This window comes from Oribacterium sp. FC2011 (genome assembly GCF_000701645.1).
Classification (GTDB): domain Bacteria; phylum Bacillota; class Clostridia; order Lachnospirales; family Lachnospiraceae; genus Oribacterium.
Map to the genome: position 1 here is coordinate 88,135 of NZ_JNJM01000014.1, position 25,010 is coordinate 113,144.

18 protein-coding genes and 1 pseudogene are annotated in these 25,010 nt (G+C 45.0%); all 19 read right to left on the reverse strand.

The window, feature by feature from the left end; translation table 11 throughout:
• Nucleotides 1-9: 9 nt before the first annotated feature.
• Nucleotides 10-546: a rod shape-determining protein MreD gene (mreD, locus tag T357_RS0112405; RefSeq protein ID WP_044916888.1), complete on the reverse strand. Its 537-nt coding sequence runs from the start codon at nucleotides 544-546 to the stop codon at nucleotides 10-12.
• A 501-nt stretch (nucleotides 547-1,047) separates the two neighbouring features.
• Nucleotides 1,048-1,908 (reverse strand): annotated as a pseudogene (gene mreC / locus T357_RS22220) (rod shape-determining protein MreC); the annotation flags it as partial.
• On the reverse strand, nucleotides 1,901-2,599 hold the full coding sequence (gene radC, locus T357_RS0112415; protein ID WP_031553108.1) for a RadC family protein: 699 nt from the start codon (nucleotides 2,597-2,599) through the stop codon (nucleotides 1,901-1,903). The gene radC and the pseudogene mreC, both read right to left, overlap by 8 nt.
• 87 nt (nucleotides 2,600-2,686) lie before the next feature.
• Nucleotides 2,687-3,976: a methionine gamma-lyase family protein gene (locus T357_RS0112420; protein WP_031553112.1), complete on the reverse strand. Its 1,290-nt coding sequence runs from the start codon at nucleotides 3,974-3,976 to the stop codon at nucleotides 2,687-2,689.
• Nucleotides 3,940-4,941 (reverse strand): tRNA (adenosine(37)-N6)-dimethylallyltransferase MiaA, encoded by a 1,002-nt coding sequence (gene miaA / locus T357_RS0112425; protein ID WP_330373125.1) that lies wholly within the window; start codon nucleotides 4,939-4,941, stop codon nucleotides 3,940-3,942. The genes T357_RS0112420 and miaA overlap by 37 nt, the downstream gene beginning before the upstream one ends.
• 86 nt (nucleotides 4,942-5,027) lie before the next feature.
• Nucleotides 5,028-7,256, reverse strand: coding sequence for a DNA mismatch repair endonuclease MutL (mutL, locus tag T357_RS0112430; protein ID WP_031553118.1), 2,229 nt, complete (start codon nucleotides 7,254-7,256; stop codon nucleotides 5,028-5,030).
• Nucleotides 7,257-7,438: 182 nt separating this feature from the next.
• Nucleotides 7,439-10,117 carry a DNA mismatch repair protein MutS gene (gene mutS / locus T357_RS0112435; RefSeq protein WP_031553121.1) on the reverse strand — a complete coding sequence of 893 codons (2,679 nt, stop codon included), beginning with the start codon at nucleotides 10,115-10,117 and terminating at the stop codon, nucleotides 7,439-7,441.
• Nucleotides 10,118-10,249: 132 nt separating this feature from the next.
• On the reverse strand, nucleotides 10,250-11,689 hold the full coding sequence (gene miaB / locus T357_RS0112440) for a tRNA (N6-isopentenyl adenosine(37)-C2)-methylthiotransferase MiaB (protein WP_031553125.1): 1,440 nt from the start codon (nucleotides 11,687-11,689) through the stop codon (nucleotides 10,250-10,252).
• A 140-nt stretch (nucleotides 11,690-11,829) separates the two neighbouring features.
• Nucleotides 11,830-13,113, reverse strand: a complete 1,284-nt coding sequence (locus T357_RS0112445) for a glutamate-5-semialdehyde dehydrogenase (protein WP_031553128.1) — start codon at nucleotides 13,111-13,113, stop codon at nucleotides 11,830-11,832.
• A gap of 113 nt (nucleotides 13,114-13,226) precedes the next feature.
• Entirely contained in the window at nucleotides 13,227-13,535 is a 309-nt protein-coding gene (locus T357_RS20890) for a DUF896 domain-containing protein (protein WP_081828161.1), read from the reverse strand.
• A gap of 90 nt (nucleotides 13,536-13,625) precedes the next feature.
• The gene (gene proB / locus T357_RS0112455) at nucleotides 13,626-14,492 is read right to left on the reverse strand and encodes a glutamate 5-kinase (protein ID WP_031553131.1); all 867 of its coding nucleotides are present in this window, start codon (nucleotides 14,490-14,492) and stop codon (nucleotides 13,626-13,628) included.
• A gap of 95 nt (nucleotides 14,493-14,587) precedes the next feature.
• Complete coding sequence (locus T357_RS0112460; RefSeq protein ID WP_031553132.1) at nucleotides 14,588-16,231, reverse strand: NAD(P)/FAD-dependent oxidoreductase; 1,644 nt, start codon at nucleotides 16,229-16,231, stop codon at nucleotides 14,588-14,590.
• A gap of 80 nt (nucleotides 16,232-16,311) precedes the next feature.
• On the reverse strand, nucleotides 16,312-17,670 hold the full coding sequence (locus T357_RS0112465; RefSeq protein WP_049962409.1) for an aminoacetone oxidase family FAD-binding enzyme: 1,359 nt from the start codon (nucleotides 17,668-17,670) through the stop codon (nucleotides 16,312-16,314).
• Nucleotides 17,671-17,800: 130 nt separating this feature from the next.
• The gene (locus tag T357_RS0112470) at nucleotides 17,801-19,543 is read right to left on the reverse strand and encodes a putative polysaccharide biosynthesis protein (protein WP_081828162.1); all 1,743 of its coding nucleotides are present in this window, start codon (nucleotides 19,541-19,543) and stop codon (nucleotides 17,801-17,803) included.
• Nucleotides 19,540-20,037 (reverse strand): rRNA maturation RNase YbeY, encoded by a 498-nt coding sequence (gene ybeY, locus T357_RS0112475; RefSeq protein ID WP_031553138.1) that lies wholly within the window; start codon nucleotides 20,035-20,037, stop codon nucleotides 19,540-19,542. The genes T357_RS0112470 and ybeY overlap by 4 nt, the downstream gene beginning before the upstream one ends.
• 89 nt (nucleotides 20,038-20,126) lie before the next feature.
• A complete protein-coding gene (locus T357_RS0112480) occupies nucleotides 20,127-21,167 on the reverse strand; it encodes a PhoH family protein (RefSeq protein ID WP_031553140.1) in 1,041 nt (346 codons plus the stop codon).
• Nucleotides 21,168-21,279: 112 nt separating this feature from the next.
• Nucleotides 21,280-21,456, reverse strand: coding sequence for a 30S ribosomal protein S21 (gene rpsU, locus T357_RS0112485; protein ID WP_005539624.1), 177 nt, complete (start codon nucleotides 21,454-21,456; stop codon nucleotides 21,280-21,282).
• 156 nt (nucleotides 21,457-21,612) lie between these two features.
• Entirely contained in the window at nucleotides 21,613-24,318 is a 2,706-nt protein-coding gene (gene alaS, locus T357_RS0112490; protein ID WP_031553143.1) for an alanine--tRNA ligase, read from the reverse strand.
• A 121-nt stretch (nucleotides 24,319-24,439) separates the two neighbouring features.
• On the reverse strand, nucleotides 24,440-25,006 hold the full coding sequence (locus T357_RS0112495; RefSeq protein ID WP_090814998.1) for a hypothetical protein: 567 nt from the start codon (nucleotides 25,004-25,006) through the stop codon (nucleotides 24,440-24,442).
• Nucleotides 25,007-25,010: the final 4 nt, after the last annotated feature.

The following is a 25,010-nucleotide window of genomic DNA, read 5'->3' on the forward strand; positions in this document are numbered from 1 at the left end:
TATATGCTCCTATTTATCTATCTTTTCCGTTGCCGTAAATACAAATCTGTAAAGGATCAATGTAGCAAGCAATGAAAAAACAACTGCCGGAAGCACTACATGCATCAAATAGTACGGCAGATCCAGTTTCAGACGTATCAGGAAACGAAAAACATAGATATACACATGGTATACAAACTCATTGATGACACACATGATCATAGGCAGAGTTATGTATTCTTCATAATAAATATTGTTGAACAAGCCGTTTAAATATCCGATAAAAATAAATATCAGGCTGTAAAAGCCAAAAGCTCCTGAATAGAACATATCCATAAGGAGTCCTGCTCCGAGACCATAAATCATGCCCGGCAGACTGCCATGAATAAACCCTATCGAAAATGTGAGGATCAGCAATAAATTTGGAGACGCAGAAAGGAAAGGGATGAGCGGCATTACGCTGGTCTGAATAAGAAATGCCACTACCAGCGATATCACATACGAAAGTATCCTTAATCTGTTCTTTGTACTCTTTTTAAACGAAATTTTTTTGAATATTTTTTTCATTATATTTGGTCAACCCGGATTTTCTTCGATAATTTCTTCTGATGAATCCTCTTCGGCCACTGTTTCTCTTACAGTTTCCTCTTCGTTATTTCTTGCCTGAGAAACCTGTTCAGTCTCACTTTCTGTTTCAGACGAAGAGGTAGTTTCGGCTTCCCGGTTTTCTTCATCATCCTCTTCCTGTCTGCTTACATTTCTTCTCTGTGATGTACCTTCGTTCCCGGCATTATCCTCTGACGCTGATGTACTCGAAGATCTGTTTCCAGTATTATCTTCATCATCGTCATCATCAGATTCATTGGAACCTATGGTGACACTCGGTACGTCAGTTATATCTTTCGCAGTAACGATATAATCGTCCGCCGTATCGGCAGTGCCATTTCCCACCACCTCACTCAGCGGTGTAAGACCTTCCATTCCTGCCCAGGATGACTTGACATTGGTGCCTGCTGTAACATTAGCCGCATCCGGCAGAGTCTCGCTGTTTTTGGTTTTGGTTCTGTTTAAGGCAGCTTCTCCGTTATTTTCATCCAGGAAACTGTCACTCTTAACTTCTTTTATTACCAGAACTTCTGAAAGATCGTCAAAATCCGCAGCCGGGATCAGATAACCGTCTTTCATAAGTCTCTTTTCATCCTCTTTAACATCAACCGCATATCCGATAAGAATTCCCGGCATAAACTTTGCCGATATTGAAGAAGTTACTATACGGTCACCATCCTGTATGGAGGCATCCTTTTTCATATCCGTGATTCTGAGGCGTCCCTTTTCGTAAAGAGTCAGATCCCCGGCTACTATACAGGTATCACTGGCCTGTATACCCATGGCAGAAACTCTTGACTCATCATCGATTATGGAACGAACCGTAGCATAATTAAGACCCACGTCAGTCACTATGCCTATGAGCCCTCCGTTAGCCATAACGTTCTGGTCAACCCTTATGCCATCCTGGGATCCCTTGTCTATACGAAAAACCTGGAACCAGTTTTCCGAGTCCTTTGCTATGACTCTTGCAGCTATTTTTTCATACTGCATATAGTCCTGGTCCAGATCATACAATTCTCTCAGTCTCTGAAGCTCTCCGCTATCCTGAGTAAGACGATTGTTCTGCTCAACAAGAATACCTATCTTCTCGTTAAGCCTTTTGTTTTCTTCCAGCACTTCCTCCAACGTACGGTGTTCCTTCAGATTCTCATATATTCCGAATCCAAGGGTATTGACTCCCTTCTGAAAAGGAACCAGCACATAACCTATAGTGTTCCGTATAGGATTCATGATGCCGTCCTTTACGGAAGAAAGCACAATCATCATTATGCACACCACAGAAAGAACTATGAATATATACTTGCTTTTCTTATTATCCACTGATTAATCCCTGTTCGCTGAAACTGAAATAGACATTGTCCCCTATCACAACATGATCAATGAGTCCAATGCCGATAACTTTTCCGGCTTCACACAGCTCCTTTGTAAATCTAATGTCCTCCCCGGAGGGTTCCGGATCACCGCTTGGGTGATTGTGTACCACAATAAGACAAGACGCGCTAAGCTTCAGTGCCGAAATAAATATCTCTCTTGAGGATATTGCAGAATTGCAGCTTGTCCCTGCGGAAAGTAATTCCTCTTTGATCAATTGCATCTGATGATCCAGATATAACACACGAACAACTTCATGGTCCAGGTATCTTAGATCTTCCATGTAATAATCCGCCACCTGACGCGAATCTGTAAAGCGCATATGTCTTACACGTTTCTTACGATTCCAAATTCTGCGGGCTATTTCGCCGATGACACTCAGCTGGATAGCCTTCACTTTCCCGATGCCATTGATCTTCATGTACTCTTCGGCACCAAAATGCATCATCCCAACGAGTCCGTCATATAGAGGATTCATATCCAGAACTTTTTGGGAAACCTCCAGTACTGAAGATCCCTGTGTTCCGGTACGTAGAAGCACAGCCAGAAGCTCAGCGTCGCTTAAGGCCTCCGGACCGTTTTTGATGCACTTTTCATATGGCATCTCATCCTGTGTAAGCTTTGTTGTTTTTAAATTCATTTTTTCTCCTGTCCCAAAGAGAAGCAGGAGCCCACGGTTGATTATTGTAACATAAAGCGTTCGATGCGTAAATATTACACGGCATCATCATTTCTTCGAAATGATGATAAGTCCTTTCTCGTACATCTTCTGCACTGCCATCATGATGCCGAGCTTTGCATGGTACCAGGTGAGACCGCCCTGAAAATAAACATTAAACGGCGGCTTAATGGGACCATCCGCAGAAAGCTCGATAGAACTGCCCTGAACAAAAGCGCCTGCTGCCATGATTACCTTACTGTCATAGCCCGGCATATCATCAGGATATGGTGTAACAAAGCTGTTTACAGGGGCTGCTGCCTGTATTCCCTGACAAAAGGCAACCACCGCCTCCTCGGAACCAAGTGTGATGGCCTGTATGATGTCATATCTCGCACTGTCAGCAGTGGGGTGACATGCAAAACCAAGCTTCTCAAATACCTTAGCCGCAAAGATCGCTCCCTTTTCAGCTGCAGCTGTTATGGTAGGAGCCAGGAAAAGTCCCTGATAGAAGCTCTTGTTAACGTCAAGAGAAGGTCCTACTTCCTTGCCAAGTCCCGGGGTTGTGAGACGAACCGCACATCTTTCGATACACTCCTTTGTTCCGGCTATATAACCTCCGATAGGCGCAAGTCCGCCACCCGGATTCTTGATGAGTGAACCCACAACCATATCTGCTCCAAAAGTCGAAGGTTCCTCCTTTGTTACAAACTCACCGTAACAATTATCCACCATACAGATGACGTCCGGTTTGATTTCCTTTATAAATTTTATAAGCTCACCGATCTTCTCCGGTGAGAATGTATCTCTTGTGGCATATCCTTTTGATCTCTGTATCTCCACAAGCTTTGTCTTTTCATTTATTGCAGCCTTAATGCCTTCATAATCAAATTCCGAACCAGGAAGAAGATCCACCTGGCGGTAGCTTACTCCATACTCCTGAAGACTTCCCACTGAAGGTCTGATGCCAATGATCTCTTCCAAAGTGTCATAGGGTTTTCCAGCAGGGCAAAGTATTTCATCTCCCGGTCTTGTATTTGCATAAAGAGCCGTGGAAAGTGCATGTGTACCGCAAACGATCTGTGAGCGGACAAGCGCATCCTCCGTATCAAAAAGATTGGCGTAAACCTTTTCCAGGGTGTCACGGCCGATGTCATCATAGCCGTAGCCTGTGGTTCCGTAGAGGTGAGCCTCAGAAACCTGGGCATCCTGCATTGCCTTAATAACCTTAAGCTGATTGAACTCGGCAATGTCATCTATCTCCTGAAATCTGTCCTTAAGTGTACGGAGCTCTGTCTCGCAAAAATCATAAACCTCCGATGCTATCCCAAGAGACTCAAACATTTCTCTGTTATCCATTCTGTAATCCTGTCCTTCTTATAATCAAAATCCTGTATATTTACAAAATTCACATTGCGTTCTCTTTTGAACCATGTGATCTGTCTTTTAGCATAATTCCTGGAATCCTGCTTTATCTTCTCGACAGCTTGAACGATTATAGCACTTTTTTCCGATGCCGCAAGATTTCCTTTATCAAGGGCCTCAAAGGCAGCAATAAGCTCACGGTAGCCGATGCCCTTCATGGAGGTCCTTTCCTTGGGAAGATGAAGATCGTAAAGCCACCTGGCTTCATCTATAAGTCCCTGTTCCACCATCAGGTCGACACGTTTGTTTATGCGTTCATACAGAGCCTCTCTGTCATCTGTAAGTACAAAAAATGCCGGTGAATATACAGCCTGCTTTTCCCTTTCCTCCTCATTATGGGCTGAAATGGGCGAACCATGAAGCTCATAAAACTCAAGTGCCCTTATAACGCGGCGAATATTGTGCTCATGGATTTTTTTCAGAGATTTGGGATCTACCTCCGAAAGCTTTTTATACATTGCCTCAGGACCTCCCGGTTCCTTTGCCATAGCCTCCAGTCTGTCTCTTATCTCCTTATGGGCATCTTCGTCCTCTTCAGTGAAATCTATACCATAAAGAAGCCCCTGAATGTAAAAACCGGTGCCTCCCGCAAGAATAGGCACATGGCCCCTCTCATATATCCCTTCGATAGCATCGGAGGCCATCTTCTGGAAAAGGCTTACATCATAATCCTCTGTCACGTCGATAATGTCTATGAGATGATGAGGCACACCTTCCATCTCATCTTTTGTAACCTTTGCACTTCCTATATCAAGTTTTCTATATACCTGAACAGAATCCGCCGAGACTATCTCACCGTCAAGGGTTTTGGCCAGAGCAACTGATGTTGACGTTTTCCCCACAGCTGTAGGCCCCGCGATAATGATAAGAGGTTTCTTTGTTAAATCAATTTTTTTCAAACTTAATACCTTCCAATGTCACGACCCCACTCCGTCTACGGATTAATGTTCCGAAGTCAGATAGTCTTATGACATATATAAAACTGTTAAACGATACGTTTAAACTTCTTTTCCAGCTCATATTTTGACATAGAAATGATGGTAGGGCGTCCGTGGGGGCAGGCATAAGGATTTTCAAGCTCCAAAAGCTCTGAAATAAGGGTATCCGCCTCCATCAGACTAAGTTTATTATTGCCCTTAACTGCCGCCTTGCAGGACATAGAGGCAATCTTATAATATATGGAATCCGGTGTTGTCATGCCTGTTTCGTCACTTAAACCATCTAGCATCTCAAGCAGAAGCTCCTTCTTTCCTATTTCCGGAAGGTCCGTGGGAACCGCCGAAATGCTGAAATCTCTGCCTCCGAGATCGCTGATCTCGAATCCCAGATTCCGGAAATATTCCTCATACTCATTGAGAAGCACTGCCTCTTCTGAGGTAAGTGTCACGAGAATCGGCGGATTGAGATACTGGCTTGCAGGTTTACGCTCCTTAAGGCGCTTCATCATTCTTTCAAAATTCACCTTTTCGTGAGCTGCGTGCTGATCAATGATATAAAGCTTGTCGCCATACTCTATCAACCAGTAGGTCTCAAACACCTGTCCTATGATCCTGTGCTGGATCTTTGCTTTTTCGCTCAGAAACTTCTCCGAGAATAATGTTTCCTGCTGAGGCTTCGTGATAAGCATTTTTTCAGATCCTTTACCGGTTTCTGATGCTTCACCTGCTGTTGCTGAGTCATCCTGTGTAACGGAAAGAGTTTTTATTTCTGATTTATCAATGTTATAAGCATCAGACTCTGCAGAGCTTCCGTTTAGTCTGTTTACCTGACCATAATTCTTATCAACCTCGTCCGCTGCCTCTTTGAAGTCAGAAAGTCCGAACCCTGACTTATGCTCGGCCACTCTCGCGTCTCCTGATGAACTCCCGATGCCTTCGCTGCTGTGCTTTGCTGCATAGTCCCTGCGATACTGACTGTATCCAACCGCATTACCGGACCAACCGCTTTTTTCACTCACACCTGTGCCGGCAGTATTTTTTCCATTCAGATATATATCTGACTTAGGTACCGCCTCCGGATGTATCTCCGGTCTCAGGGCTTCCTCATACTGCCGGTTTGTTTCTTCCTTACGGTTTTTCTCGAAGGGTTCCACATGAGGCAGAGTCTTTTCCTTTTCTTCTATCTCCACATGAGGGTCAAGATCCGCTTTCTTTGAGGTATTCTCATCTCTTCCGAAGTTCTCCAGATCCGTATTAAGAATAAGCTCTGTTTCCCTAAGGGCATTCTGAACAGAATCCACAATAGAATTATATATGAGCATCCCGTCCGAGAACCTTACCTCCAGCTTCTGGGGATGAACATTGACATCCACAATCTCCGGATTCACATCCACCATAAGGACTGTAAACGGAAACTTATGCTGCATAAGAAAAGCATGATAGCCGTCCTCTATGGCCTTCGTAACCATAGGATTCTTCACGAATCTCGAGTTTACAAAATATATCTCAAAATTGCGGTTTGCTCTTGTGATCACAGGCTTTCCGATAAAGCCTCGGACCGTTACCGCAGGAAGTCCCGTAAGCTGTGAACGCTGATATTGGCGATTTACTGTAATAAGCTGATTCGTCACATCACGGCCGTAAATGGAGTAAATCACATCCAGAAGCGAACCGTTGCCAAGAGTCGCCAGTCTCTGACGGCCATCCTGAATATATCGGAACGCCACTTCGGGATGTGCCAATGCCTCCTTCTCCAGGATATCCTGAATGCGGGCAGCTTCCGTCTGCGGACTCTTCAGAAACTTTCTTCTGGCGGGAACATTTTTGAAAATGTCCCGGACTATAAAAGTTGTGCCGTTGGGAGCACCGATCTCGGAAAAGTCCTTCTCCACTCCGCCTTCTATCTCATAGTGTGAGGCCATGAGCGCCCCGGGAGTCTTGCTTATGAGCTCAACTCTCGAAACACTTGCTATGGACGCCAGTGCCTCGCCTCTGAACCCAAGGGTCTGAATATTCTCAAGATCCCTGGCCTCCCTGATCTTGGAGGTTGCATGCCTCAGAAACGCATTCCTTATATCATCCTTGTCTATGCCGCCTCCATTATCGGTTATTCGTATCATGGCGATGCCTCCGTCCCGGACTTCCACGGTAACCGAGGTGGAACCCGCATCGATGGCATTTTCCAAAAGCTCCTTAACAACGCTTAAAGGCCGCTCTATAACTTCACCTGCTGCGATCTGGTTTATGGTTTCATCACTTAGAACTTTGATTTTCATATTGGTCGTCCTTTATAATCAGTCTAAACGAAATAATATCTCAACAAACGAGTGAGGTAACAGTTCAGATTCCCCATCTCTGACCAATTAATAATTCAATCATATCCTGTATATCAAATGCAAGTTTTATTTTTATGTACAGAAAATGCAGCACCTTTCAGAGGTACTGCATTGCGTAGGAATCATACACCAAATTTTGATTTCAATTCATACAGAGTGTTCATGGCATCAAGTGGTGTCATGTGGTTCACATCAATAGCCTTAAGGAACTCAATGGCTTCTGCCACATCGGCGCCGTATTCCTGAGTGTTTCCTTCAGCCTTACGGTCGGCTGTATTCGAAACCCGGGTCTCATCCCGGTCTGCAAGGAAGCCTTCTTCGTCAAATGCTTCCTGAGTAAAGCTCTCACTTGTCTCGATATTCTTCGCCTTTGCAGTAATATCTGCATCACTGAGCTCCGCTGCGATAACCTTTGCTCTGTCGATAACCGGCTTCGGAACTCCCGCAAGACTCGCCACATCGATACCATAGGACCTGTCGGCGCCTCCCGGGATAATCTTACGAAGGAACACGATGTCCTGATCGTGGTTTGTAACCGCGATACAGTAATTATTCACGCCCTCAAGCTTACCCTCAAGCTCTGTGAGCTCATGATAGTGGGTGGCAAAAAGAGTTTTCGCCTTAACAACCTTTGCGATGTATTCAACCACCGCCCAGGCAATGCTGAGACCGTCAAAGGTACTGGTTCCTCTTCCTATTTCATCCAGAATAAGAAGTGACCTGGTTGTGGCATTTCTCAGAATATTGGCAACCTCGTTCATCTCCACCATAAAGGTAGACTGCCCTGAAGCAAGATCGTCACTGGCTCCGACACGGGTAAATATCCTGTCGCAGATAGATATCTCCGCACTTTGCGCCGGGACAAAGGAACCGATAGAGGCCATAAGCACGATAAGTGCCACCTGTCTCATATAGGTGGATTTACCTGCCATATTAGGTCCTGTGATAACAGCGATACGATTGGTGCTGTCATCCAGGACAGTGTCATTGGACACAAACATACCATCCCTTATGAGCTTCTCGATGACCGGATGTCTTCCATCCTTTATATTAATGATTCCATTTTCATTAATCTCCGGACGGCAGTAATTGTTATCCGTAGCCACCTTGGAAAGAGATATTATACAGTCGATAAGAGCCACATAGTGAGAAGTCTTCTGTATACGCTGAATATTTCCGGCAATGGTGTCTCTCACATCGCAGAACAGCTCATACTCCAGCTGGTTAAGCTTCTCTTCTGCACCGAGAATTGTGTTCTGAAGCTCCTCAAGCTTATCGGTAGTATAACGTTCACTGCCTGTAAGTGTCTGTTTTCTGATGAAATAATCCGGCACCATATCCCGGAATGTATTGGTAACCTCAAAGCAGTACCCGAATATACGGTTGTACTTTATCTTCAGAGACTTGATCCCGGTCTTTTCGCGTTCCGAGGCCTCAAGATCCGCGAGCCACTGTTTACCGCTGACACGGGAGTCCTTGTAGCGGTCTACTTCCTCATGGAAGCCTTCCTTTATGACACCGCCATCTCTTGAGGATAAAGGCGGATTCTCCTCTATAGCTTTGTCTATAAGCTCATAAAGATCTTCCATGGGGTCAATGCCGTCATGTATTTCCTTTACAAGGGCGGAGTCAAAGCTTGAAAGCTCCTGAATGATATCCGGGAGCATCTTAAGCGACTGCTTAAAAGCTATAAGATCCCTTGGATTTGCAGACTTATAGCATATACGTCCGAGAAGTCTCTCATAATCATAAATGGTATTCAGATACTCGGAAATCTCCTCACGGTCAATGTAATGAGAGCAGAAATCCTCCACTGCATCCTGACGGGCAAGGATAGTCGCCCTGTCGATAAGCGGCTGTTCCAGAAAACGTCTCAGCATTCTGGCGCCCATGGCAGTCTTTGTCTTATCTAAAACCCAGAGAAGGGATCCTCTCTTTTTCTTCTCTCTCATGGTCTCGCAAAGCTCCAGATTACGCTGGGTAGCCGTATCAATGATCATATACTGGTCACTGGAATAATACTTTATATTTGCGATATGCTCCACAGCATTCATCTGTGTGTCATAAACGTATCTGAGAGCCGCTGCGGCACTAAGTCTTGCAAGGTCTCTGTCGGAAAGACCGATGCCGCTGATGCTTGCATGGAAATGCTCCTCCAGAAGCGTTGTAGCCTTTCCGTCATCATAAACCTCATCCGGAAGTTCTGTTATGATAAGTCCGAAACGATTCTTGATATCATCGGTATCGATGCCGGAGATCATAAATGCCTGGTTGCATACTATCTCCGCAGGAGAAAATCTGCTGAGCTCATCCATAACATCCTTTTCATTACCGCAGGTAGTGGTCATAAACTCACCTGTGGTAATGTCTACACTGGAAACGCCAAACCCCGTAGCGTCATAAAAGATACTCATGAGGAAGTTGTTCTTTGTTTCATCCAGTGCCTGCTCAGAGGTCAGGGTTCCCGGCGTGATAACACGGATAACTCCTCTTTTCACAAGACCCTTTGAAAGCTTTGGATCCTCAAGCTGCTCGGCAATGGCAACCTTATAGCCGCTTGCGGCAAGACGTGCCACATATCCATCTGCTGCGTGGAAGGGGATACCGCACATAGGTGCACGTTCCTCCATTCCGCAGTCCTTGCCGGTGAGAACCAGATCAAGCACTGAGGATGCGGTTTTTGCGTCTTCAAAGAACATCTCATAAAAATCACCTATGCGGTAAAACAGAATACAGTCCGGATACTGTTTTTTCGTCTCCAGATATTCAGCCATCATGGGTGACATCTTCTTTTCAGCCATCTATCTCTCCTTAAATAAATACAAAGAGAAAATGCCATTAGATGGCGCTTACGCGCCGGGCATTTTCGTTTGATTTCGGCTCACGCCGAAACCAGCCTCGCCGGCTGGGCGGCATCCTAATTGCTGACGCAACTAGGATAACTCACCGAAGTAATAGAATCCCTTACTCTCCGTCAGCTTCACCATCTGCATGGTTCCGATGAGGCTCTTATCTCCGGGAAAGTGAACAAGCACACTGTTTGAAAGTCTGCCTGTGACATAACCCTCCTGGTTTTTGTTCTCATCCTCAACCAGAACCTCCATGACCTTGCCGAGGTCTCTTGTCTCATTCTCCGCCGAGCTGTCCTGAACCACCTTGAGAAGTCTGTCGAAGCGGTCCTTAACGATATCCTCCGGAACCTGATCTTCAAACTTTGCAGCAGGTGTGCCCGTACGCTTACTGTATATAAATGTATACGCAGCGTCGTACTTACACTCCTTAACAACCTCAATGGTATCCAGGAAATCTTCCTCAGTCTCTCCCGGAAATCCAACGATTATATCTGTTGTGAGAGTTGCCTCCGGAATAGCCGTTCTTATCTTTCTGACCAGCTCAAGATAACTCTCCTTTGTGTAATGTCTGTTCATCCTCTTAAGAATTGCACTTGAACCAGACTGAAGAGGCAGGTGTATATGTCTCTCTATATTTGGATGAGTTCTCATTACCTCGATAAGCTCATCTGAAAAATCCTTGGGATTTGAAGTCATGTAGCGAAGTCTCTTAAGACCCGGAAGTTCTGCAACAGCTTTCAAAAGTTCCGGGAATGTGGTTGATCCCGGGATGTCATTGCCATAGGAATTGACATTCTGACCAAGGAGCATGATCTCCAGACAACCGTCTGCGATGAGCTTTTCGCACTCTCTAAGTATATCTGTTGCATTACGTGACTTCTCACGGCCTCTTACATAAGGCACGATGCAATATGTGCAGAAATTGTTACATCCGTAGCTGATGTTTACAGAGCCCTTGAACCTGAACTTTCTGTCAGAAGGAAGATCCTCAACGATCATCTTTGTATCGTCGATAACCTCGACTGTACGCTTTCCGGTAACCAGTGACTTGTATAAAAGCTCTGCCAGCTTGTAGACATTATGTGTTCCGAACACAAGCTTTACATAAGGATAATGCTTACATATGCCTTCAACCTCATCCTTCTCCTGCATCATACAGCCGGTGATACCGATGATCATTCCGTCACGCTTCTCATACTGATGCTTAAGTCTTCCCACACGGCCGTAAAGCTTCTGATTTGCATTCTCTCTTACAGTACAGGTTGTGAAAAGCACGATATCCGCATCCCAGTCATCTTCAGTGGTTGTGTATCCGCACTTCTCAAGGATTCCCAGAAGCTTCTCGCCATCCTTGGCAGACATCTGGCATCCCATAACTTCAACCATACAGTGAGCCTTGTAACCTTCCTGTTTCTTAATCTCAACAAGCTCACGTACCCTGTCCATAAAGTAGTACTGTCTTGCGGGCTCCTCTGTTGGTGCCTGTTCAATTATTTCCTTATAATCGATAATGTATTCCATAAAACCTCATTGTTAATCCCAGGGGATAGTAAATCCCCTGGGATACTGTAAAAAAAATTAATTTATTAAAGCACTGAATCTCAATATGTTCGTGCGATATTTCCGGCAATAATTAAATTGGAAGGTGCATCCAGATCCGCTTATCTTATCTGTCCGTTTCCATATACCTTGTATTTATACGTTGTGAGCTCCCTGAGTCCCATAGGGCCTCTTGCGTGGAGCTTTGACGTTGAGATGCCTATCTCCGCTCCGAAACCAAAGCAGCCTCCGTCTGTAAAACGGGTGGAAGCATTCCAGTAAACACAGGCACTGTCGATTCCGTTAAGGAATTTCTCGGCCTTATCCGCATCCTCTGTGATGATTGCCTCACTGTGATGAGTGCTGTTAGCATTAATATGCTCTATGGCTTCTTCCGTGCTGTCAACTGTCTTAACTGAAATCTTGTAGTCAAGATACTCTGTGGCGAAATCCTCGGGAGAAGCCTCCTTTATCAGTTCCATACGTATGCCTGATCCGTCTTCGGACGCCTTCTTTAAAACTTCGAAGGATGCCTCATCCGCATAGGTAATAACATCTTTTTCCTGAAGCTTCTTAACAACCGGAACAAGTTTCTCCAATGCTTCTCTGTCAACCACAAGAGACTCACAGGCATTGCAGACACCTATTCTCTGGGTCTTAGCATTATAAATGATAGAAACCGCCTTGTCACTATCCCCGGTTTTTTCTATATAAATATGACAATTGCCTGCACCGGTCTCTATAACAGGAACGGAAGCATTTTTCACAACTGCCTGGATAAGACGCATGGAACCTCGTGGGATCAGCACATCAACGTAATCATTCATCTGCATGAAGTGGTTTGTGGTCTCATGATCCGTAGCTTCGATAAGCATAAGTCCGTCAGGATCTGCTCCGCTTTCCTCCATGGCTTTCCGTATAACCTCTGTTATGGCAATGTTTGAGTTAATGGCATCGGAACCACCCTTCAGAATAACGGCATTTGATGACTTAAAGCAAAGTGACCAGGCATCGCTGGTTACATTCGGACGTGCCTCATAGATGATGCCGATAACACCGATTGGTGCTGAAGTCTTTAAAAGTTTAAGTCCGTTGGGACGTTCTATGGTTTCAAGTACCTCTCCAACAGGGTCAGGAAGTTTTGCAATATCTCGAAGTGCCTTACCCATGTCCTGCAGACGCTCTTTTGTAAGACGCAGGCGATCCTTAAGTCCGTCACTCATGCCGGATTGCTCGGCATTCAAAAGATCCTTTGCATTGGCCCCCAATATCTTTTGAATATTATCATCTGCCTCAAGCTCTTCCGCTGCTTTTAGCAGCACCGCATTTTTCTCATCTGAAGAAAGCCCGGCAAGCTTATGTGATGCCGTTTTAGCTCTTTGTCCAATCATCAAAAGATCCGTCATAAGAACCTTCCTTTCAAAATGCACGCCCGGAAATCAACCGGAACGTATGCCAATGAATCAATATGAACTATACCGCTTAAGCAAAATAATCTGCTTCAATATACTTCGCTTCATCAAATATGCAGGTGGCTTGAAATCTCAGGATTTCCGGAATTAGCTGCACTTTTATCTTCCCCGGCAAGCTCCGCATCGGTCTTTTCCATAGCCTTCTGAACCCTTTCTTTTACATCTCCTGATGCAGAAGTATCCTCACTTGCATTCTTTATATCCTTAAGGTATACGCCAAGGTTTGCCTTAACTGAATCTATATAGGCTCTCCTGAGCTTTGCCTGTTCATCCTTTTCCTCGGCAGTAAGTCCGCCGCCTTCCTTTGATTTATGATAAAGCTCGTTAATTCTTGCTATTTCTTTCTCTGTAATCATTTATTTCCTCATTTTTGTTTTTATTTTTTTATGAGTCGCCAAAGGCTGATGCCTGGATACTCTCATCACAGCACTTTCCCGTGCCCCGTTTTATTCGTTCTGCCCCACATATTCCATCAGGTCAAAATCCTTATTCTTGTGGGCAGCAAAAAGTGTGCCAATGTTTTTGCCTTCCAGGATATCACTTATAACTTCAGCTCCCGTAAACTTTGCAATGACCATATCGGCACCTGAATCCGTTGCGATGCGGGCTGCCGCAAGCTTGGCGGACATGCCGCCGGTACCAACATTGGAACCGCTCTTGGATTTACCCATATCCAGGATTCTTTCATTTATCTCAGGAATAAACGGAATAAACTCCGCCTCCGGATTTTCATGCGGGTCATCGGTGAAGAGTCCGTCTATATCCGACAGCAATATCACGAGGTCAGCATTGACAACGGCTCCCACTATAGCGGCCAGCTGGTCATTATCCCCAAAGGTCTCCACCTGATTTATCTCAGAGGTTGAAATGGTGTCATTTTCATTGACAACAGGAACTGTACCCAGGTTGAGGAGCTCTTCAAATGTATTTCTGGTGTTGCTGCAGGATTCCGGGATCAGCATAACATTTCTTGTGAGAAGCACCTGAGCTGCGATGACACCATACTCAGAAAAAAGCTTCTGGTAGGTCATCATAAGTCTGGCCTGTCCGACTGCCGCAAATGCCTGCTTTTCCTCCATAGTCCTGGGGCGTCTGTGTATGCCGAGGGTCTGTCTGCCGGTTGCGATGGCACCGGAAGAAACCAGAATGACATCCTTACCTTCACCGTTCAGATCAGATATGACTCTGACAAGCTTTTCAATCTTTGAAAGGTAAAGCCCGCCGGTTTTTGCGTGGGTAATGCTTGCAGAACCGACTTTGATAACGATACGTTTTTTATCTTTAAGCAAAGCGCGCATTTCTTCGTTTGTCATATAGACCTCCATCTGATTTTCATGACACAGACTCATAAGTCACACGTATCGCAACACTAACGTGATAGCTGCATGACACCGACTTATGCAGAAGTTTACAATGAATTATAATGTTTTACAAGCGCCTCAGCGGTTTTCATTCCGTCCATAGCGGCACTCATGATACCACCGGCATAGCCTGCGCCCTCGCCGCAGGGGTAGATTCCCGGGATATTGGACTCAAAATCCTCATTTCGCGGTACCCTTACAGGGCTTGATGTTCTGGCCTCTATTCCTGCCAGAACTGTATCCTCTCTCGAAAAGCCCTTAAGCTTATGTCCGAAGCTTTCCATGCCCTCCATAAAGGTCTCGTTAAAATCATTGAGGGCCGCATATTTAGAACCCTCTTCAAACCTGAAGATATCGTTCAGCTTCGAGAATCCATACTGTCCCTTTATCTGTGGCTTCACTTCTCCCAGGCTTTTTTCTGTGCTTGCCATATCCTTTTTGAAATCGCCGTAAGTCTGAACCGGAACCTTTCCGTCAAGAAGTCTGTGGGCTCTTTCCTCCAGTTCTCTCTGAAGTCCGATTCCGCCCAAAGGCTCATTTTCTCCGTTATAATCGCTCTTACGGACTGAGACTATGATGGCGGCATTGGCATTGACACCATCTCTTGCATGGTAGCTCATACCGTTCACACAGAGCTTCCCGGTTTCAGACGAGCTGTTCACAACATATCCTCCGGGACACATACAGAAACTGTATACACCGCGGCCATTCTTATCGGATGTGTGAGTAACCTTGTAAACGCCGGGGCCCAGGGCCGCCAATGTCTTCTCATCCACATCCCCGTAAAGATCTTCATTGATCATTGACTGGAGATGCTGTACACGGAAGCCCATGGCAAAATCCTTTGCCTGCATTTCGAGGCCGGATTCAAAAAGCTCTTTATAGGTATCCCTTGCAGAGTGACCTATGGCAAGGATGATCTTTCTGTCCTTATCTCTTTCTTTATCGTAGGTGAACCTGGTGTTGAACCTTATTTCTCCCCCAAGAGCCACTATTTCCTGCCTGATATTCTTAACGATATTTACAAGCTTATCCGTTCCCACATGAGGCTTCGAATCGATGATAATGGATGAATCAGCACCATAGCCCACAAAGAGATCAAGTATAAAACGGCTTCTTCCATCCTTATCCTTTACAAGAGTATTGATCTTGCCGTCGGAAAAGGTACCGGCGCCGCCCTCTCCAAACTGAGGGTTTGATTCTGTATGAAGAACGCCCTTCTCCCAAAGATCCTGAACATTCTTTATTCTTTCATCAACATCCGCACCTCTCTCAAAAACTATGGGATGCATACCTGCTCTTGCAAGAATCAGTGCCGCAAACATACCTGCGGGACCGAAGCCCACCACAACAGGTCTGTTCTTTTCCTCCCTGAAGAATTCACGCCTGTCAACTCCGCATATCACATCGTTGAGTTTTGGCTCTCTGTACGATACTGTTCTGTCAATACTTACGTCTCTGTTCTTCAGCTTCTCAACCAGTTTTTTCTCTTTAGCTTCGCCAAGAGAAGTCCCTATCATAACCGTATAGCTAAAGAAAAGCTCCGGCTTTTTTCTGGCATCGATGGAGCGTTTTACTACTTCAAGTGTCTCTATGTCCTTTGGTTCTATCTTCAACACTTTGGCACTTAAGAGCTTTAGCTTCACGACCGATTCTGTCACACCGAGCTTTAACTGATTTATCTTTATCATTTCTTTTCCTTTATACTTTTTATTTATGTACGATCCGGGCATATCCGGGATTAAAACTCAACTTGCCTTTCCCGACAGGGTCAACCCGCTGCCGCATTACCCGCAATAAACCCTGAGCTCCAGGCCCACTGGAGATTGTAACCTCCGCAGATTCCGTCGATATCCAGGATTTCACCCGCAAAGTAAAGCCCCTTCACAAGCTTCGACTCCATGGTATGGGGATCCACTTCTGCAGTGTTAATGCCTCCTGCTGCGCACTGGGCATTGGCAAAAGGATTCACCTCCACACATTCTGCCTTAAAGCTGACTGTAAGGGCACCGAGAGCCTTCAGCTGTTTCTCTGAAAGTTTTGAAACCGGCAGCTTGCTGTCAATATTTGCAAGCTGCAGAATGGTGTTTCCGAGCTTCTGATTCAGAAGGCCTGTGAAGAAGCTTCCCATTTCCTTATATCCAAGTCTCTCCGCACGTTTTTTGCAGAACTCAATTATTTCTTCCTTCTTTTCCGAAATATGAGGAAGGAAATTTATATATACCGATACTTCTTTACCGTCTCTCAGTCCGTAAGCTACGTGTCTCGATATCTGAAAAACCGGTATGCCTGAAATGCCGTAATCCGTGAGCTGAAGCTCTCCTTCTTCGGCAGCAACTGTTTCGCCACTCACCTTGACACAGAGCTTCGCATCGGTTCTTACTCCTGCCATATTCTTATAATGGCTGCCCTTACATTTTACCGCTGTCAGTGCAGGTACCTGCGGAACCAGTGAATGTCCCAGAGCCTTTGACCAGACATATCCGTCCCCGGTGGAGCCGGTCTTTGGCACCGCCCTTGAACCCGTAGCCAGAATAAGCTTTTTTGCTCTTATTACATTATCACAGCCCTCTATATCAAGCAGAAATCCATCGGTTCTGTACGACTTCACACCTCTGGATTTACCATGATTCTTCTGTGAAGAATACTGTTCTCTGCCTGTATGATTTACCGCTTCGCTCTCATTCCTTCTTACCTTTCTTATCAGCGTCCCCAAAAGGACCTGAACTCCTGAATGAACAACCTCATCCCAAAGAGCTGTCACAACAGAAGAAGCCTGATCGGAGTTCGGATACACATAGTTTCCTCTGTATTTTGGTTCAATGCCTATACCCCGGAACCATTCCACAGCCTGTTCCGGCCCAAAACTCTCAAGTGGAATTTCAGAAAACTCAGGATTACATCCCCTGTACTTTCCTCCAACCAGATTTTCCATATCAAGATTTGTGTAATTGCATCTTCCGTTTCCGGTGGTGGCAAGTTTTTTCCCGGGTTCCCGGTTCCTCTCGATCAAAAGTACCTTCGCCCCGGCACGTGCCGCCTCAATAGCTGCCATCATTCCGGCTGCGCCGGCACCTATCACTGCCACATCCACTGTTCCGCTCTCTGTTAAGCTGGTTATTATACTCAAACTATTACCTCCACAGTGCAGGTATAAGATTTCACCGGAACCCGTAGGTATCCTTTTAAACACGTTAAACCTGGGAGTAAAAAATCAAAAGCACACTCCTTAGCGACAATCGGTTCCGGCAAAATTTACATCAGTGTACAAATCTCTTGAGTCTTCCGCCCATAGGCATGTTATCAAGATCTTCTGCGGTGAATGCATGCAGCTTGATAAGCAGTCCAAAATAAACCACTATTGCTATAACCACTGACGGAGCGACCTCTATAACAGATCCTATACGTCCATATCTTTGAGCCTCCGGAAGAACCATACGGATTCCCATGGAACATGCGAAAGCTACGATACCCATAACAGCAGCTGCAATAAATGGCAGAATATAAGTCTCTGTCACACCATAGCTAAGCCTTACATGCTTCTTGATAGCCAGCTGATTAAGTAAGCACATCATGAAGGCAAAGATTATATTTGAAATAACCACCGCATAGATACCCATACCCGTAAGCAACAGGGCAATAAGACAAGCTATATGTATCACAAGGGATATAAGCGCATGCTTTAAAGGGATACTCAGATGACCAAGTCCCTGAAGTATGGCATTGCTGATAGTTGACAGCGAATAGAAAACCACTGCCACAGAACCTATCCTTGTGAGCATTATAAGAAGTCCCACATTTTTTCCCGGGAATAGCATGCGGCATATAGGGTCAGCCAATGCACAAAGCCCGACAGTAGCCGGGATGGCTATCAGCATTGTAAATCTGATACTGTATCGCACTCTTGAAACCGTATCCCTGCGATTATGCTCCGCAACGGCTCTGGTAAGACTCGGGATAAGCGACGATGACAAAGCATTGGACAAAGCTACCGGAATGTTGAAAAGGATATGATATTCTCCAAAAACTCCCCACTGGGTTACGATATTCTCTGCCTTTCCGAGATAAGTCATAATGTTTCCGAATATGGAATCATCAATAACCGACGAAATATTGTAAACCGTTGAGGATATAAGAATCGGAAGCATGGTTCCTGCAAGAAGCAGTCCTATAGTACCGTAGCTGTCCACACGACTCCTGTCCTCCCGTATATTCCTATGCATCTCGTGCATCTGGGAACTGTAAAGGATCAAAAAGAAAGCAAGGGCCGTAAGAGCTCCGGCACCGGTTCCTATAGCACCACCGGCAGCACCAAATGCCGTACTGTATTTATCACTCTGGTAGATGACATTGGCAACTGCACCCTTTTTAAACAGAATGCTGGCAGCAAGAATGGAAATAATGGCATTCAGGATCTGCTCCAGTATCTGAGAGATTGCTGTAGGCACCATGTTTCCGCTTCCCTGAAAGTAACCTCTCAGGATTCCGAGATAAGCCATGATCCACACAGTGGGAGCCAAAGCTCTGAGTGCATATTTACAAAACGGCTTCTTCAGAAATACCTCTGCTATAAAATCAGAGCCGAACCACAGCATACAGAACATCAAAAAGCCAACAATAGTCGCATAAAAGCATGCTGTTTTCAGAACCCTGTGAGTGTTCCTGTAATTACCGTTTACCATATTGGCAGAAACGATCTTGGAAACAGCCGTAGGCATGGAAAAACTCGACAGGATAAGAAGCAGCGTATAAATGCTGTAGGCACTTGTATAGTAGCCGTTTCCCTCATCTCCGATTATGGCAGTAAGAGGCACACGATAGACCATGCCAATGATCCTGACCACGATGCTTGCCACTGCGAGAAGAGAACCCTGAACGATGAAATTGTTTCGTCTGTTTCTGTCAAAGCCCGAATTGACAGTATTTCTTGATCTTATATTCTGTGATCTCGAAAACCTGCCTTCGTTATTTCCGATATTCGAGTTTCTTCTTTGACCACTCATCTGAAATAGCCCTTTCCTTCCAATATTTCTTTCTGGCGTCTTTCCATTTCCACACGCTCGTCATCTTCCATATGATCGTAACCAAAAAGATGAAGCATACTGTGAGCCACTAAAAATGCAAGTTCTCTTCGCTCTGTATGCCCGTATTCTTCTGCCTGAGACTCTATACGGTTCTGATTCAGAACGATGTCCCCCAGGAGCAGTTCTCCCGAATCAGGGTTAAAGATATCTGAATCCTCTTCGTCTATAACATCAAAATCCGCCGGAGTTTCCCAGTCAACCATAGGAAAAGAAAGTACATCCGTAGGTGAATCTATCCCCCTTGCTTCTTTATTTAACTGATGGATACCCTCATCATCCGTGATAACAACACTTATCTCGCATTCATACGGACATTTTTCGTATGTAATGGCAGCCTCGATGATCTCATTGATTATATCTTCGAACTGCAGATCAAGTCGCTTTTCAACCTCAAAATCTATATTAACAGTCATTCCTGTCCCCTCTTAAATCAATTCTCCGCATCGTATCCCCTTACATTCTCGGACTAATTCTGATCATGCCAAAACACATACTCTATCTTTCAGTCCCTGTGCCTGTTTTCATTTCTCTGCTCACCATAATTTCTCGGTGATATTTCATGCTGTCTTGCTCTTCTGGCGCGTTTTTCTTCGTCCTTTTCATAGGCATTGACAATACGCTGTACAAGAGGATGTCTCACAACATCCGCACTTGTAAGCTCTATAAACTCTATGCCTTCCACATTTTTAAGAACACGCATGGCATCCTCAAGACCCGATTTTTTACCTTCCTCAAGATCCTTCTGGGTAAGGTCGCCTGTCACCACAACCTTTGATCCAAAGCCGATACGGGTAAGAAACATCTTCATCTGTGCAGGTGTAGTGTTCTGGGCCTCATCAAGAATGATATAGGAATTGTCCAGTGTTCTTCCTCGCATATAAGCTAGCGGGGCAACCTCGATAAGCCCCTTCTCGGAATTTGACTGGTACTGTTCTGCTCCCATGATGGAGTACAAAGCATCGTACACAGGTCTCATATAAGGATCCACCTTTGACTGGAGGTCTCCTGGAAGAAAACCCAGTTTTTCGCCTGCTTCAATTGCCGGTCTTGTCAGAATGATACGCTGTACCTCCTGCTGACGGAAAGCCGTGATAGCCATAGCCATAGCAAGATAAGTCTTTCCGGTTCCGGCAGGTCCTATACCGAATGTGATCATATTTTTCCGGATGGCATCAACATAATCCTTTTGTCCGATAGTTTTCGGTTTTACAGGTTTGCCCAATGCCGTCCTTGCCAGTATATCCTTGTCTATCTCGACGATATCATTAACCCTTACTTTTTCAGTGAAACTAAGAGATATGGCATAATCCACATTCTGCTCTGTAATGGTATTGCCACGCTGGCTCAGTTGCAAAAGTTTCTTTATAACATTTTTGGCCTTTTCGGTATCTGCCTCATCGCCTATGATCTTAAGCACACCATTACGGTCTATGATGGTTACATTGAAAGATCTCTCTATTTTCTTTATATTCATATCCAACTGGCCCAGAACATTCTGCTCATGTTCCATCGGAATATCCATAATTGCTTCTACTGTAGCCAAATACTGCCCCTCCGGTCTCTCAATACTATTCAAACCTTCAATTCCAAAGTATGAAGAAAGCCCCAATTCATTTCTGAATCAGGGCTACACTTTTTAAATAATCTATTTACGATTAGTTGAACTTACGCTTTCTAGCCGCCTCAGACTTCTTCTTACGTCTTACAGATGGCTTCTCGTAATGCTCTCTCTTGCGAATCTCCTGCTGAATGCCGGCCTTAGCACAGTTTCTCTTGAATCTACGTAAAGCGCTGTCAAGAGACTCGTTCTCTTTTACGATAACATTTGACATGCTGAAACCCAAACCTCCCTTCGGGTACAAACTCTGGATAATTATAACACATGATCTCAATTCGTCAAGCAAAAACCTTAATGAAATTAAAGTTTTATATCGAAATGATGATCAGCGCCATGTATTATACCTTAAAATCCTCACGGATTTCAATCTTTATTTTATCTGCTCTTTGATAACCTCACCGGCCTTCTTAACAGCCTCATCGATCTTGGAAGCGTCCTTACCACCGGCCTGAGCCATGTTAGGACGTCCGCCTCCGCCGCCTCCTACAATAGGAGCAACAGCCTTGATAAGGTTTCCTGCGTGAGCACCTGCCTTGACAGCTGCATCTGTAGCCATGGCAACCATGGATACCTTGCCATCCTTATCTGAGATAAGAAGAACTACTCCCTCCTGAAGCTTAGCCTTAAGGTCATCCCCAAGGTTACGAAGCTCGTTCATATCTACTCCGGCAACATGAGCTGCAAGGAACTTGACACCGTTAACTTCTGTAACATTGTCCATAACATTACCAAGTGCATTCTTGGCTTCCTTGCTCTTCAGCGCCTCGTTCTCACTCTTGAGATCCTTAAGTTCCTTCTGAAGGGACTTGATATGATCTGCCAGAGTTGCAGGTGTAGCCTTAACAAGCTCTGCTGCAGCATTGATCTCCTTCTCAAGGTTCTCGTAATACTTACGTACATTCTCGCCTGTAAGAGCCTCGATACGTCTTACACCGGCAGCAACACCGGCTTCACTTACGATCTTGAACTGACCGATCTGAAGTGTGTTCTCAACGTGAGTACCACCGCAAAGTTCTACAGAGAAGTCGCCCATACGTACAACTCTTACCTCTGCACCGTACTTCTCACCGAAAAGTGCCATAGCTCCTGACTTTTTAGCCTCTTCAAGAGTCATGACATCTGTTCTTACGGAAAGTCCCTCACGGATCTTCTCATTAACGATATCCTCAACCTTCTTGAGCTCTTCTTTGGTCATAGCCTGGAAGTGTGAGAAGTCAAATCTGGTTCTGCCTGCATCCTGGAAGGAACCGGCCTGCTCTACATGAGTTCCGAGAACTTCACGGAGCGCCTTCTGAAGAAGGTGTGTTGCAGAGTGGTTTCTGCAGGTATCCATACGATTTGAAGCATCAACCTTAAGTGTAACTGTATCATTAAGCTTGATCATACCGTTCTTCATTACACCGATATGTGCGATCTTGTTTCCGCCGATATGTTCTGTCTTCTTAACTTCAAATACTGCGGCACCCTTACCAAGCTTTGCAGCTTCATCATCGGAAGCCTCACCAAGAACGATAACACCGGTATCACCTACCTGACCACCCATTGTTCCGTAGAATGGAGTAGCCTCAGTAATGATAGCACCCTCTTCACCGTCAGAAAGAGCCTCAACAACAGCTTCCTCTTCACCGAGAGAAACCATTGATACCACCCTGCTTTCCATCGAAAGCTTGTTATAGCCGTCAAATGAACAGCTGATCTCAGGATCAAGCTCGTCATAAACTGTTGCAGCATGTCCGCTGTACTCTGACATCTTACCGGACTCGAGTCTGTCCTTACGTCCCTGCTTCTTCTGCTTCTCCATGGCAGCCTTGAAGCCCTCTTCATCTACTGTGAAGCCCTTCTCCTCAAGAATCTCCTTGGTATTGTCAACAGGGAATCCATATGTATCATAAAGCTTGAATGCGTCCTCACCTGAAAGCACCTTCTCGCCTGATGCAGACAGAGCCGCTTCCATCTCTTCAAGGATCTCCATACCCTGCTCATAAGTCTTCTCGAACTTCTCTTCCTCAGCCTTAACTACGCTGAGTATGAAGTCCTTCTTCTCATCCAGCTCAGGATAACCGTCCTTTGAGGTCTCGATAACTCTCTCAACAAGAGTAGGAAGGAATGAACCTTTGATGCCAAGCTTTCTTCCGTGACGTACTGCACGACGGATGATACGGCGGAGTACATAACCTCTTCCGTTGTTTGAAGGCATGATACCGTCCGAGATCATGAAAGTCATGGAACGTGAATGATCTGTGATGATACGAACAGAAATGTCAGACTCATGTGTCTCAGGTTTGTCATATTCGATTCCACCTGCGATTTCGCAGATAAGGTCTCTAAGGCTCTTAAGTGTATCAACATCAAAGATAGATGCAACATCCTGAACAGCTACCGCAAGTCTCTCAAGACCCATACCTGTATCGATGTTCTTCTGTGCAAGATCTGTGTAATGGTTCTCGCCATCGTTGTTGAACTGGCTGAATACTATGTTCCATACTTCCATGAAACGGTCGCCTTCTCCACCCATTACATCCTCAGGACCGTTGCCATACTTCTCTCCGCGGTCATAGTAGATCTCTGAGCAGGGACCGCAGGGGCCTGAACCATGCTCCCAGAAGTTATCTTCCTTTCCGAACTTATAAATGCGCTCGGCAGGAATGTGCATATCGTTAAGCCATATATCATAAGCTTCCTGGTCATCCACATAAACTGACGGATAAAGTCTCTCGGGATCAAGACCGACTCTTTCTGTAAGGAACTCCCAGGCCCATGGAATAGCTTCTTTCTTAAAGTAATCACCAAACGAGAAGTTTCCGAGCATCTCGAAATATGTGCCATGACGGGCAGTCTTACCAACATTCTCAAGATCACCTGTACGGATACACTTCTGACAGGTTGTCACTCTGCGTCTTGGTGGAATCTCCTGTCCGGTAAACCATGGCTTCATAGGCGCCATGCCTGAATTTATAATAAGCAATGAATTGTCATTGTGTGGCACCAGTGAGAAACTGTTTAAGCGTAAGCATCCCTTCTCCTCAAAGAAGCTAAGGAACAGTTCACGTAATTCATTTACGCCTCTGTACTGCATTCTTGTTATCTCCTCGTTATTTCTAAACTATATTGCCGATTAGGCTGTATTTCTGTATAAGTCCTTTCCTTTGGGCATACTTACACAGTTCGTTAACCCGTAAAATATACCACAGCACATTTTAAGTTGCAAGATAGGACGTATATTCTTTGACAAGGTCTTTACAATGTTCCCGCGTCATCACGATGTATCTGTCAAGATAATCTATCCTCTCCTGAATGCTGACTTTGTTTTGTCCCACGGTCTTCATACACTCATGATTCCTGGAGACCAGGAAAGTGTTTTCTCCGTCAAAGAATGCCTTTTTCTCTCCCTCCGGCATCTTGGCCGTTATATCATTTCCAAGAGCTTTCAACTCACGGTCCCAGAGATCCGCTATTTTCTGATAATTATCTTTAAGAGACTCATCCTGTTCCAGTGTGGAGATCCTTTCATAAAGGGTATCTATCTCCTCAAAACTAGAATTATATTTTTCCAAAAGCTCCTCTTCAGGCTCACTGATTTCTTCAATAGCCGTGAATATAAGCTGCTCTTCTTTTTCATGCGGAAGGGTCTCCGCTACAGATTCCATCTCGAAAGAATCGAGTCTGTCCTTAAGATATATTCTTAATCCCAAAGTAATAATGGTGCACACCAAAGTGAGCACCATTATCCCCCAAAGTGTTTTTTTAGAAATTCTGTTGTGCATGTTT